This window comes from Brakhagea baltica, assembly GCF_052161605.1.
In the GTDB taxonomy this organism is placed as follows: Bacteria; Planctomycetota; Planctomycetia; order Pirellulales; family Pirellulaceae; genus JBKCUI01.
On sequence record NZ_CP197409.1, the window covers coordinates 5,002,014 to 5,014,444 of the forward strand.

General features: G+C 51.8%; 11 protein-coding genes. 8 read left to right on the forward strand and 3 right to left on the reverse strand.

What is annotated here, in order from left to right; translation table 11 throughout:
• The first annotated feature begins 66 nt into the window (after positions 1-66).
• Positions 67-945, forward strand: a complete 879-nt coding sequence (locus SH449x_RS19250) for a PDZ domain-containing protein (protein ID WP_482377702.1) — start codon at positions 67-69, stop codon at positions 943-945.
• Positions 946-955: 10 nt separating this feature from the next.
• On the opposite strand, the gene SH449x_RS19255 is transcribed toward SH449x_RS19250, so the two are convergent.
• Positions 956-2,467, reverse strand: a complete 1,512-nt coding sequence (locus tag SH449x_RS19255; protein ID WP_482377703.1) for a hypothetical protein — start codon at positions 2,465-2,467, stop codon at positions 956-958.
• Positions 2,468-2,714: 247 nt separating this feature from the next.
• Here SH449x_RS19255 and SH449x_RS19260 point away from each other — a divergent pair, with 247 nt between their 5' ends.
• Together SH449x_RS19260 and SH449x_RS19265 are read left to right on the forward strand one after the other, a co-directional pair.
• Positions 2,715-2,951, forward strand: coding sequence for a DUF3311 domain-containing protein (locus SH449x_RS19260; protein WP_482377704.1), 237 nt, complete (start codon positions 2,715-2,717; stop codon positions 2,949-2,951).
• A 9-nt stretch (positions 2,952-2,960) separates the two neighbouring features.
• Complete coding sequence (locus SH449x_RS19265; protein ID WP_482377705.1) at positions 2,961-4,541, forward strand: sodium:solute symporter family protein; 1,581 nt, start codon at positions 2,961-2,963, stop codon at positions 4,539-4,541.
• Between the two features lie 48 nt (positions 4,542-4,589).
• On the opposite strand, the gene SH449x_RS19270 is transcribed toward SH449x_RS19265, so the two are convergent.
• Entirely contained in the window at positions 4,590-5,171 is a 582-nt protein-coding gene (locus SH449x_RS19270; protein WP_482377706.1) for a chalcone isomerase family protein, read from the reverse strand.
• Positions 5,172-5,658: 487 nt separating this feature from the next.
• On the opposite strand from SH449x_RS19270, the gene SH449x_RS19275 reads away from it, so the two are divergent.
• From SH449x_RS19275 to SH449x_RS19295, 5 genes are all read left to right on the forward strand, one after another.
• Complete coding sequence (locus SH449x_RS19275; RefSeq protein ID WP_482377707.1) at positions 5,659-7,635, forward strand: outer membrane protein assembly factor BamB family protein; 1,977 nt, start codon at positions 5,659-5,661, stop codon at positions 7,633-7,635.
• A gap of 124 nt (positions 7,636-7,759) precedes the next feature.
• Positions 7,760-8,914: a hypothetical protein gene (locus SH449x_RS19280; RefSeq protein ID WP_482377708.1), complete on the forward strand. Its 1,155-nt coding sequence runs from the start codon at positions 7,760-7,762 to the stop codon at positions 8,912-8,914.
• A gap of 49 nt (positions 8,915-8,963) precedes the next feature.
• Positions 8,964-9,608 carry an RdgB/HAM1 family non-canonical purine NTP pyrophosphatase gene (rdgB, locus tag SH449x_RS19285; RefSeq protein WP_482377709.1) on the forward strand — a complete coding sequence of 215 codons (645 nt, stop codon included), beginning with the start codon at positions 8,964-8,966 and terminating at the stop codon, positions 9,606-9,608.
• Positions 9,601-10,341, forward strand: a complete 741-nt coding sequence (locus tag SH449x_RS19290) for a sulfite exporter TauE/SafE family protein (RefSeq protein WP_482377710.1) — start codon at positions 9,601-9,603, stop codon at positions 10,339-10,341. Before rdgB ends, SH449x_RS19290 begins: the two co-directional genes overlap by 8 nt.
• 257 nt (positions 10,342-10,598) lie before the next feature.
• On the forward strand, positions 10,599-11,252 hold the full coding sequence (locus tag SH449x_RS19295) for a hypothetical protein (protein WP_482377711.1): 654 nt from the start codon (positions 10,599-10,601) through the stop codon (positions 11,250-11,252).
• Between the two features lie 162 nt (positions 11,253-11,414).
• Here SH449x_RS19295 and SH449x_RS19300 read toward each other — a convergent pair whose 3' ends face one another.
• Positions 11,415-12,398, reverse strand: a complete 984-nt coding sequence (locus SH449x_RS19300) for a sugar phosphate isomerase/epimerase family protein (protein ID WP_482377712.1) — start codon at positions 12,396-12,398, stop codon at positions 11,415-11,417.
• Positions 12,399-12,431 lie beyond the last annotated feature (33 nt).

Here is a 12,431-nt window from a genome sequence, read left to right on the forward strand (position 1 = left end):
GTTGTTTGAGAATTTTGGGTAGTTGATTCTTTATTGTTAGTAGGATTCTATTGAGGAGTGGAAGGTATGAAGAAGCATTTTCTTGGTTGGTCAGCACTTAGTTTGGCAATGGCGATTCCTGTATCCCCTATGGTCCATGCTCAAGATGAAGCAAAGGAAGAACCTAAGGTAACGAAATCTTCGACCTTTGTTTTTCAGGCAGCTGGCGATGACTTGAAGGACGTAGAAAAGAAGGTTCGCGAGGCGCTCGAGAAATCTGGCGTCGCCAAGGAAGTACAGGAAAAGATTTTGGCTGAGCTTGCTGAGAATGCGGGGCAGTTCAAAGTGCAGGCCAAAGAGATGCGCATCAAGGCGGATGCGATAAAGGACAAGGCGACGGCCATGACGATTCAGTTGGCAGGAGAGGCATTGAAAGATAACGGCGAGATGATGACTCGGGTGATGCGAGTCATGGGAGACCAGAAATTTCGGATCGGTGTACAGACATCCGTAACGTCTTCGGAGGATGAGGACATTCAGCCTGGTGTCGTCGTTGAAGCCGTCTTTCCTGAATCTCCTGCAAGCGAAGCAGGAATCAAAGAAGGTGATGTTTTGATCAAGATCAATGGTGAGGAACTGAGTTCCGTTGATCAGCTTACCAAGACCATTCAGGTAGCAGGTAAGGATGGCAAGCCGATCGCGCTCGTGGTGAAGCGAGGCGATGATTCCTTGGATATCGAGGTCAATCCATCCGAAATCAAGGAAACCGATAGGATTGTTGAACGCGTGCAGATGTTACGTGCACCGCAATCTGGCTGGGTTTTCTCCGACCTGGGCGTTCCCGGTCAAGTCACCGTGACAGGACAAGCTACCATGTCATCGACTCAAGATCTCAAGAAGGAACTCGAGGAACTGAGGAAAGATGTTCGCGAGATCAAGGAAATGTTGAAAGAGATGAAGAAATAGTAGTCTCGGGTTAACTGTACCACGTCAGGATTCCACAGGCCGTGTTGAGTTTTCGGACCAAGTCGGTAACCTCTGATCGCCGGAGCCAATCGCTTGCGATCAGAGGTTTTTCTTGAGCCTCTGCGGTACGTAAAAGGCTTGAGTTTCGGAACTGCTGAGAGGATTCGCGAAGCAGCTCATTAGAAATTAGCCAGTAACTAATGAGCTCGGGGCTACCACTCTCCGGGAAGGTGCCGGTCGCGAAACCGGCGGCTTTTTGGAGCATGCCGCCAATAAGCCTGGTTCTCCCCGCATGGATCTCCACGACATACTTGCTAAAACTGATAGGAAACTTTTTTGGGTTGAGTTCCATAGTTGCTAAAGCATGACCCGCAGAGCCTGGTACGGAACTGTGACCGACCATCGCGTATCTAGCAAAGTTGTCCGCGAAGCGTTGATTATCAATGGTCCCCGCTGTCACTAAACCGGAGCCGTGGGTGAGGGCTGATGTGGAGTTGAATTCACTCACGCCTTTCTGGTTTACCCTTCCGAGATTTGTCGCCGCCTTAGGTACAACCCTGGTTCGAGTAATCACATGAGGGAAGCCCGCGATTTCTAGCAGAGTTACACACACGGCAGAGCAAGTGTACTCCGCTGGGGAGCGTTTACTAAAATCGTCGATGGGATCGCGTCCTTGCCAGTCATAGGCTATCGCCGGCATATTGCGGATTGCTGACGACAGTTCCAATCTTATGTCACGCTCCTTTATTTGTTCGTCCATATTTGGGTGACGCAAGACCCTGGCATGATAGATCACCTTGGGCGATACAAAGGCTGCGAGTGGAACGAGTCGCATACCATACTTGTGGATCTCTAGAACCGATGGCACGAACTGGCCATGTTTTTCACTCCAGAGGTCGATGTATAGACCGCTATGGGTATAGACGGGTGTGTCCTCTCCAATCGCATCGATGGTTCCCTCGCCGGGCTTAGCAAGATCGGCGGCAATGTGATCTCCACTCAGCCACGTGATGCCCCGGTAGACCACGTTGCCATTAGGATCCCGAAGGTAGGGGAAATTGATGTACGATCTAGGCCAGGAATCAGTTGAGACGGCCCGAAAGTCCTTCATCTTTTCGTAAGGCCGAATCACGACCTTGGGTGGCAAAGCAGAGTCCAATGCTAAACGCTCGGCGATCTCCCGACCTCTTGTTCCAAGGTCATCTGAGCGTGAAAACGCGTGCCACCAATGCAAATCCTCATCCCGAACAAAATAATGCAAGCTCGATAGGGCTTCTAGTATCTGAAGCCTTCGTTCGTTTGGGAGGGCTCCTTTGAGTTCGCTTGCTAATCGATCAACGACCAGAGAGTACCAATGCGAATACAGAAACTTTTCATCATTCAAATCGCAGCGAGTCGTGCTTTCTGGTGCTATCGACGATTCATAGTTTTGTTGAATTCTGTTGGCCAACTCGAGATTCCCCGGATCGGCCAGAGAAGATTCCACCAGCTCTCGCAATGTCTCTGTACGGCAATGGGTCACGATCGATATGGCTCTTGAGTCTGGAATTACGGTTAGCCAGGCGTCGCCGCCAACAAACGAGGTTTAGGTCATCTTATCCCACTTCTTGAGCGAGCAAGTTATGGATAGGGAAAGCATCCTCGAGATCAACCTGCGGTGCAAGGGAGTTTCTCGATCTGCTAGAATAACTCGGGTGATCGTTTGTGGTGGCTGGGGGGATTATTCGTTTTGAAAAGGTTTTTAGCAGGGTGCATGTGACAGGACGTAAATGATGAGAAACGGGGTTTGGATTTTATTTGTCGTCCTATTCGTTCTCCATCACGATTTTTGGTGGTGGAATGACTCAACCATGGTGCTGGGAATTCTGCCGATTGGTCTGGCATGGCATGCTGGTTTCTCCATAGCCGCGTCTGTGTTTTGGGTTTTGGCGATCCGGTACGCTTGGCCATCAGAGGTGGAACGATGGGCCGAAGAAGCAGACAACTCTGACTCTCCGCGAACCTAACGAACCGCAATGGAACAAAGCACCTTTCTGATCATCATCGGCTATTTGATACTGCTGTTATTCCTAGGAACGGTCAGTCGATTTTTTTCCAAGGGAACAAAGTCGGATTTCTTTGTCGTAAGTCGAACCGTTGGACCATTTCTTTTATTGATGTCATTGTTCGGAACGACCATGACAGGGTTCGCCTTGGTTGGGTCGACGGGCAAGGCGTATTCGAGCGGAATCGGGGTCTATGGACTGATGGCTTCATGGTCTGGGTTGATGCATTGCGTCGTGTTTTTTCTGGTCGGCATTCGTTTATGGGCTATTGGTAAACGGCATGGATTTATGACGCAGGCGGAGTATTTTCGCGAGCGATTTGAGTCACCTGCTTTGGCTTATGTCCTATTTCCTATTCTGGTTCTCCTGGTCATTCCTTACATCCTGGTGGGCATCATTTCTGCAAGTAAGTTTTTGCAAGGAGCAACGGCAGGCTTAAGTCCAGCGTGGTTTCCTATGCCGGAGATCTTGCTCGCTGATGGCACATTACAGCCGCATCCGTTGGATGGGAGCATTCCTGCGCACTGGGGAGGGCTTTTGATTTGTCTTGTTGTTTTGTCGTATGTGTTCCTCGGTGGACTTCGCGGAGCTGTGTGGGCCAATACCTTTCAGACGCTTGTCTTTATGTGCAGCGGAGTCGTGGCGTTTTACTTGATCAGCCAGCGGCTCGGCGGATTGGTCGAGGCAGGGCGACTGGTGAGTGAAAGTGAGTTTGCTCGTTCGCGATTGGTAAGGGAGGGCTCAATAGGCCATTTGCAGTTTCTTACCTATTGCCTGATTCCATTATCGGTAGGGATGTTTCCTCACATATTCCAGCATTGGCTTACCGCAAGGGATGCCAAGAGTTTTCGATTGGTCATCGTGGCTCATCCAGTATTCATTCTGATTGTGTGGTTACCGTGCATTTTAGTGGGAACTTGGGCTGCGGGATATCTCGGTCCACTTGGCCCCAATCAGAATCCCAATATGGTTTTGGGACGGATGATAAATGAATTGGTTCAGTCACCGATTCTGTCAGGCATTGTGGCCGCTGGAGTTCTGGCAGCGATTATGTCCAGTCTGGACTCGCAGTTCGTTTGTCTAGGTACCATGTTTACAACGGATGTTGTGCTGAGGGTCAGCAAACGAGAGTTCACCGACCATCAACAGATCCTTATCGGTCGGATTTTTATATTGCTGGTCGTTGCCGTTTCGTATGGCCTAGCGATGTGGCTCAAAGATACCGCCCAAGTTTTCGATTTGGGAGTATGGTGTTTCACGGGTTTTGCGGCTCTATTCCCCTTAGTACTAGCCGCTGTGTTTTGGAAGCGAGCAACCAAGTTCGGTGCCATCAGCGCGGTCGTGGTTGCTGCGGTGGGGTGGTTGATCCTGTTTTGGCGAGACGTTATCGCCCCAAAAGCTCCAGGTCAAGAAGAGCTTTTGATATACGGTATGATGCCCGTCACCATCCTTTTCGCCCTCTCATCCGTCACCTTGTTAGTCGTATCGCTGTGCACAAGACCGCCACGAGAAACGACTGTAGCACGTTTCTTTCCGAAAGAGGAACACTAGCACGCCCTTCGTTCCTCAGAGCGTGCCACCCGGACCGATCTTTGTAGATTATCGGATTTGCTTAGGAGTCAGGAGCGCTTGCTTGAGGGAACTGTCAGCGGGTTTGTCCGAGAGCCAAATACCAAACAGTGCTTGTTTAAATTTGGGTCCATTAATATTCCCTTTGAACTTTCCATTCTTGCTGACCACGACTCCTTGATTGGGGAGATAGAGAATGTCAAAGACATCTCCCTTGGAGATTTCGTCCTTAAAGCATTCTCGAAACTGATCAATCTCTCGGCGAATCTCGCGAGAGTTGCCACCAGTAGCGTTCTTGAATCCGTCCTCGAGTGAGTCGAGCAGATTGCTCTGGCTGACCCAACCCGAAGTAATCTTGATGCGAATCGCCATGGGCTCATCGGCTGCGATGATCGCGCCGGCTTGGTTGCTGGTCTTCGTCAAATAGAGGCCGGCGGTATAGAGTTCCATGAACGCTTTGGTACGTGCACCGGAACCGTTCAGGACTAGGCGATGTTCACCAGCCTTGATCTCCGCCGGCAACGTTTCCGCTCCATGTAGTTCCGGGGCATTAGCCTGGAGCACAGCTTGAGAAATAAGAAAAGTCGCTGCTAGCACTAAATATCTCGACATGACCGTAATCCTCCGTCATCGATTTCGAAAGCTCGCTAAAGCCATTTCCGTACAGGCTACTGTGGGCCGTCGCACGTACATCTTCGGTTCCTTTTATCACTTTGCTTGTTGTGGGAAAAGACGGTTTTTGTGAACAATTCCCTTGGATGTCCACCGACTTCACCCTCCACAAACGCCGTTTGGGGAGGGGCAGCCCGCGAAAGCGTAGCTGGGGAGGGGTGCGACGCATCGGGCTGATTGACGGCGTCCTGCCCTCCCCGGCAATCTCGCTTCAGGCTCGATTGCCGACCCTCCCGGTCGCTTCGCTGGGAGGGTGAGGAACCATTTACGGTGGCGATAGCGAGAAGTGTCGTTTTTGTGAGCCAGAAACGGCTGGGGGCGTCTCACCGGAGAGACCTGTTGACCGTACAATGGTAGTTTGCTGTCGAAAAGTATCGCTCCTCTCGCGATAACGGCATTCCAGTCTGAATTCTATCGGGTAACTACTGTGCTGCGTTTTGCTCCTCCTATAACTCTCTCTTTCGCATTGGCCGTCCTCGTGCTCCTCACAAGTGCCACGCCCTGCACAGCGACGATTTTTCAAGATCGGACCTCGGAAACTTTACGATCCGCCACGGTCGACGGGAACCTAAACGAAGTCCGAGCGTGCATCGAGGAGCGAGTCGATGTCAACGAACCGAGTCGGTATGGCGTCACAGCCTTGGCACTGGCATGCGATCACGGGCATGAACAGATTGTCGAGCTATTGCTAGAGGCTGGGGCCAATCCTAATGTCAAGGATTCCTTCTACGGTTTCACACCCATCAGTTGGGCCATCATGCGTAAGAACGCGAAGATCGTGGAACTGCTCGTGCAAAAGGACCTCGAAGGTTTTGATACCGCGTTAGCGAGTGCGGTGGGGACAAAAAGTGTGGAGTTGATCGCTCCGTTTTTGGAAGTACGCAAGGCGACTCCAAAGGGGCTGGCTAATGCATATCGTGCCGCCAAGCGGCTAAAGAACGAGGCTCTTGCCCAAAGGATCGAACTATTCCTGGACGATGAAGCAAAGGCGCTCACTGAAAAATCAGAAGAGCCGAACAACACCCCTGTTCGATCCGAGATAACGCCAGCCGAAAACGAATCGCTCAAGGCTCGCTTAACCTTGACGCCCGATTTTCCTTTACAGGACTCCAATTGGCCTGCCTTTCGTGGAGTTTTGTCGCGAGGAGTTTCCGAGAACGCCGAGCTCCCCACGGAGTGGAGCGTCGCGGAGAACAAGAATATCGCATGGAAAGTTCCTATTCCTGGGCTCGCAACCTCCTCTCCGATCTGCTGGGACAACCACGTTATCGTTACCACCGCCGATCAGGAAGGAGATACGGCTGGATTTCGAACGGGAGCTTATGGCGACGTCGACTCGGTAAAGGGAGATGGAGTTTGCAGCTACCAAGTGATCTGCTTGGATCGCGATACAGGCCGAGTGGTTTGGCAACGTGAATGTGCTCGTGAAGTTCCCAAGGTGAAGCGTCACCTCAAGGCGAGCCATGCCAACCCAACGCCAGCCACCGACGGACAAGTGGTGGTCGCGTCCTTTGCCGGTGCTGGTATCTATTGTCTGGATGTGAAGACCGGTGAGTTGTTGTGGACCAAGGATCTGGGGAAGCTTGATTCTGGATGGTTCTATGACAAAAGCTACCAATGGGGATTTGGTAGCTCGCCCTGTATCTTTGAATCCAACGTGATTCTGCAATGCGATCACCAAGACGGCGCTTTCATTGCCGCTTTCGATCTGAAGACGGGTGAGGAACGGTGGCGAACGAATCGAGACGACATTCCGACTTGGAGCAGTCCCGTGGCGTTCGTATCCGAAGATGGCACTCCGATTGTCGTGGTCGCAGGGACTAAGGCTAGTGCTGGATACAACGCGCGTACAGGTGAGGAGCTCTGGACCCTGGGAGGCTTTTCCGAGATTGTCGTGCCCACGCCTCAAGTAACTCGCGATTTGATTCTGCTGACCAGCGGCTACCGACCCGTTACTCCCATCGTTACGTTATCTCATCAAGCGAAAGGCTTGCTCCAGCTGCCGAAAGAAAAGGAGCCGCAGGCCCCATTCTACTGGGCAACCATGCGAGGTGGTCCCTACATGCCGACTCCTCTGATCCGCAAAGACCGGCTCTACATCTTAGACAATAGCGGCATTGTGAGTTGTTTTCAACTCGACTCGGGTGAACGATTGTACAGGCAGCGGTTGCGTGGCGAGAAAGCAACCGCCTTCACTGCGTCCATTATCGCCAACGATCAGTACATGTTTTGCACGAGCGAGGAAGGAGCAACTTTTGTGGTCGCGTTCGACAACGAAGGGACCATTGTCGCACAAAATCACATCGACGAGTCGGTAATGGCAACGCCTGCTATCAGCGGGAATATGCTATTAATTCGAGGGGAGAAGAGCTTGTACGCTATCAAAACCGCTGGTGGTAACTAAGGTGAGGAATTGGCTGACCGCTCGGTTTGCAAAATTCTCACTTCGATTGGTGTTTGGTTGTTGGTCTTGACGAAGATAAAGGTGGGTTCGTCTGGCTTGAGCAGGGGCGTTCAAGCATATACCCATGGCTTCCCAAACCGACGCAAGCGCAATGCCAGCTATCTGCAAGTCAATTTGCTTTGCCAATCGTTTGCTGTTCGGGTTGGTTGCATTCACGTGGACAACACCGTGGGTTGCAGCTCAATTTCGACATGATCGTCATGCTGAGGCGGTACCTGTCGGTGACTCGACTCGAGACGCTCGCGACAAAGCTCTAAAGAGCATTCCTTTCGGACAGCTCACACCTCAGGCGAACTCCAAGCTTACAAGCGTTATCGAAGGTAGCAGCTACTTTCGCCGAATGCCAGCCCAGACGATCCAATGCGAACCCGAACTACTTATCTGTCTTGCGAGAAACCCTGAGGTGTTGGTTTCGATTTGGGACTCGATGGGGATTACTCGAGTCAGCTTGGACCGAACGGCGCAGTACCAACATGCGGGGAACGATGGTGCCGGAACAACGTGTAAGCTCGACCTCATTTATGGAAATGACTCGACCCACGTTTACTTTGTCGAGGGGGACTATAGCGGGCCGATGTGGCCAAAGCAATTGACCGGTCGCAGCATCATCGTCCTCCACCAAGCTCCGGCAAAAGAGGTTGGCGGTCTTCGCCGTCTAACCGTTTGGATGGATGTATTTCTCAAGGTCGACAATCTCGGGGCAGATCTTGTCGTTCGGACGCTCAGCCCATTGGTTAGCAAGACGGCCGATAGTAACTTCGTAGAATCCGTTGCTTTTGTGGAGCAGATTTCGCAAGCGGCGATGTTCAACCCCTCTGGCCTTCAGAACCTAATTGCGCAGCTCAACGTCAGTCAGCCCACCAAAGAACAGTTCCTCCAAGCTGCGAAAATCGCAGCTGCTCGTGCCAATAATGGGGTGAATGACATATCTCGGAATGACCCTCCAAAATCGGGACAAAGCAGCTATAGTGTAGCCACCGCGGCGAGTGGTCCAAGCAATGGATTACTGCCTTCGACTCAAGGTCTCTCCGAAAACGCTGCTGCACCTACCCGTAAAGAGGTAGACGCCCGTGAACAAGCAGGCGTTAGTCGGCAGTCCGGGCAAACAGGGCTGGGGGACTCGATTTCGACGCGGAAAGGTCATGCTTCAACGCAGACTCTGAAAGCCGATCCTGCCGATTCGCCGACCATCAGAAGGTTAAATTCTGATCGGAAGTAAAACGGCCTAATTCGTGCCAAGGAGTCTACAAACGAATTGGCATTCATTCATGAGCTACGATTTAAACGATCTGCTGAAAGACCGAACCCTATTTTTAGGTACGGGTAACAAGAAGAAGATAGTCGAGCTAGAACAGGCCCTCGAACCACGAGGCTACAAACTCAAGACACCCAGCGATCTCCCCAACCCAATCGACGTAGAGGAAACCGGATCAACCTTTCTTGAGAACGCTAAGTTAAAGGCGATAGCCCAAGCGAAGCATACCGGGCTATGGTCCATCGGCGAAGATAGCGGTCTGTGTGTAGTCGCTTTGGATGGGGCGCCTGGTATTTTTTCTGCACGCTATTCGGGAGCTAACGCAAACGATGCAACGAACAATGCATTGCTTCTGGAAAGAATGGCCGGTATCCCCCTCGCCGATCGGGATGCGTACTATATCTCAACGATTGCTCTAGCTGATCCGAGCGGAACCGTTCACATCGAGGTTAGTGGAGAATGCTGGGGGCGTATCCTAAACTTTCCGCGCGGAGAGGGTGGCTTTGGTTACGATCCTTTGTTCGAAATCCGCGAGCTTCATCGTACCTTTGCCGAATTGGGACTTAACGTCAAAAGAGCCATCAGCCATCGAGGTCGGTCTCTTCGGGCGTTTCTAGCTCGACTAGATAACTTGGCACAAGTTGGCGGCCATGACTGATTCTGTTTGGCACTGGATTTTGATGCTGATTGCTGCCTTGGGGATAGGCGTCACAAAGAGTGGACTCACCGGCGTCAGCATGGTGCACGTGTTGATCTTTGCGTCGATTTTTGATGCGAGAGAGTCGACGGGAATTGTTCTGCCGATGCTTATCTTCGGTGATGCCGCAGCGATGTTGGTTTACGGAAAGCATGCCAATTGGTTTTATATTCGAAAGATGCTGGGGCCCACGTTGGCTGGCATTGTGGTTGGTGCTGTTGCGATGCAGTTCTTGAGTGGGCAAGCCTATCGTCCCTTGTTGGGAGTTATTATTCTCGGCTTGGTCACCCTCCAAATCATTCGTATCCGTTACCCGCGAGCAACCGAAAGTATCCCTCACGCGATATGGTTCGCATGGTTTATGGGAATGCTTGGCGGAGCAATGACGATGTTGGCCAATGGCGCAGGGCCGGTCTTTGCGATTTATTTTCTCGCCGTCGGTTTGCCCAAGATGGAGTTGGTCGGAACGGGGGCCTGGTTCTTCCTGCTGATGAACTTGATCAAGGTCCCCTTTAGCTGGGGGCTGGGGCTTATAAAACCTGAGACTTTAATGCTGAACGCGATCTTGTGTCCGTTCATTTTAGTAGGCTTATGGCTTGGTGTGGCGACGGTAAGGCGAATACCGCAGAAACAGTTCGATCTTGTACTATTAGCCATGACCGCCATCATCGCGGCAGGTTTCTTGGTCCTGTAATGCGAGCGACAGGTGCGGTCCCGAATTGTTCATCTAGACCGGTAACGAGGTCGCTTTTGTCGTGCCTCCGCTCGATAAAGCCCGCGCACTTGAGTCCGTTTTCAACTTTTTCTGGGAAAGTTTTCTTAACTGGTTCTGCCAGTTTACCCAACCTAACATTTGAGCGTTGAATCACCGAAACGGATTCGTTATTCGATGGTCGAGGAAGCTCGGTCCATTAAAGAGTTCGTATCCAGTCAACGGTGGAGCAGGCAATCATGAAAAGCTATCAAAGCTCTTTCAAACTAGTATCATTTCGGACGTTGCGCAAGTTGTTGCGCCCGGCATTCCGAATGGCATGTCTCGGTGCGGTACTGTCCATGACAGGATGCGCGGGCATGAATGGATTGTCGCAGAGTTTAGGGATAAATTCTGCTAGTCGTGTTCCGCCACCTGCGACCGGTTCCTTTACCGTCCCAAACTCTTACACGAATGGGGCACCTGGGGCTGGCGGGGTATCGAATGCTGTTCCGCAGGGAGCTGCTAGCGAGAGTCCTTCGTTGGGAGCTTTGCAATCCAACAGCGTAGGGTCTGGAGTCGCGTATGGTGACCAAGTATTGTCGAGTGTCAATCGAATTCAATCGCGAATTCAGGACACATCGAATCAGGTTCGCGACGGAGTGGCTAGAACGGCTGACTCGTTTAATTCGCGCGTCGAGCAAGCCGGTGCTAGGGTAAACCGAATTGGTGAGGGAGTGGTCCAGGCAGGATCTATCATCACCGACTCTTTTGAAGAGGCGAGCAACATATCAACACCTTTCGTCCCGGCACCAGTTATGCCAGCACAGACACACACTAACAGCGGCGACTTTGGTACACCGGTTATGCAGGAATCTAATGCCACCTGGCGCGATCCGACAACGGTAAAGTGATGCTATCTCTTTTGTTTAGGTTTCGCTAGTTCTAGACGAGGTGACATCAAGAATGCGCTGCACATTGCGTTAATCGATGTTCCGTTGATCATTCAAACGGTGCTGATCTTCTTGTTAACCTAGGAAGCATGCCACCGTTTGCGTTATCGTTAAGCCATGAGACTATGGCTTCTTGGCAAGAGCCTCGCCGAGTAGCTTTTCCAGAAGCCGTTTGGTTGCGAGGCATCCGTCTGTCTCTGACAGTGGTTTCGCCGGCTGGCGTTCGGCAGCGGGACCGCCAGCTTGCCTAGGGCCTTCGTATTCGACTTCGATCCAGCCCTGGAAACCAGAATCATCGACTAGCTTCAGAAGTCTCCCGTAATCCGAGTAGCATTCGTCACCGTTGGCATCAAAGTCGAGCGACTTTGCACATACACATTTAGCGTATGGCAACATGGCTTCCACGCCGGCATAGCGATCATGAAATTCGCCAGTTTTACGGTTTTTCTGAAAGTTGCCGAAATCGGGTAACGTGCCGCAATGCGGATTAGCCACTCGGTTGACAACAGATGCCAACCAGGCGCCATCGGTCTGAAGTCCTTCACCATGATTTTCGATCATTACATCGAGTTTCATCGGAATACTGAACTTCAAGAGTTCCGTTAAGCCGTCGGCCAAAAATCCAGCTTGCTCATCCGCTGGTAATGAAGAGTCGCTGATCGGATTGACCCGCACGCCGATACACCCCAGCGTCGCTGCGGCGTGAAGCCATGGCTTATATTTTTCTACATTTGCCCGACGATCTGCTGCGGACTTCGCTCCGAGTGCATCATAGAGATCGATAAGGATTAAAACATTCTTGACACCTGCATCGGCCGCGCGACGATTTAGCTCGGCCAACGATTGCGGCTTCGAGTGATGTTCGCCGAGCAGAATCCCGCTGTAATCAACACCTTCAAAACCGAGCTCCCCAGCCATGGTTGGAAACTCGAGTGGGTCACGCCGCGTTACACCCTCAACACCTTGAAACGCACGATGGAATGTCCACTGACCGAGTGTCAATCGAAAACGGGCCTCACGGCTCACAGCGGCTCTCCCGAATGACGATGGCCATGCGAGCGCAGCGCATGCTGCCGTTGTGTTTTGCAAAAAGAGACGTCGGTTCATGTCTGTCGATCGCGAATGGGTATAGTCGAGGTC

Excerpts from the sequence above, each read along its gene's own strand:
- SH449x_RS19265 (WP_482377705.1), top strand. The coding sequence starts at position 2,961 with ATGGAACAAAGCACCTTTCTGATCATCATCGGCTATTTGATACTGCTG.
- SH449x_RS19300 (WP_482377712.1), bottom strand. The coding sequence starts at position 12,398 with ATGAACCGACGTCTCTTTTTGCAAAACACAACGGCAGCATGCGCTGCG.
- SH449x_RS19280 (WP_482377708.1), top strand. The coding sequence starts at position 7,760 with ATGGCTTCCCAAACCGACGCAAGCGCAATGCCAGCTATCTGCAAGTCA.
- SH449x_RS19270 (WP_482377706.1), bottom strand. The coding sequence starts at position 5,171 with ATGTCGAGATATTTAGTGCTAGCAGCGACTTTTCTTATTTCTCAAGCT.
- SH449x_RS19250 (WP_482377702.1), top strand. The coding sequence starts at position 67 with ATGAAGAAGCATTTTCTTGGTTGGTCAGCACTTAGTTTGGCAATGGCG.
- SH449x_RS19295 (WP_482377711.1), top strand. The coding sequence starts at position 10,599 with ATGAAAAGCTATCAAAGCTCTTTCAAACTAGTATCATTTCGGACGTTG.
- SH449x_RS19260 (WP_482377704.1), top strand. The coding sequence starts at position 2,715 with ATGATGAGAAACGGGGTTTGGATTTTATTTGTCGTCCTATTCGTTCTC.
- SH449x_RS19290 (WP_482377710.1), top strand. The coding sequence starts at position 9,601 with ATGACTGATTCTGTTTGGCACTGGATTTTGATGCTGATTGCTGCCTTG.
- rdgB (WP_482377709.1), top strand. The coding sequence starts at position 8,964 with ATGAGCTACGATTTAAACGATCTGCTGAAAGACCGAACCCTATTTTTA.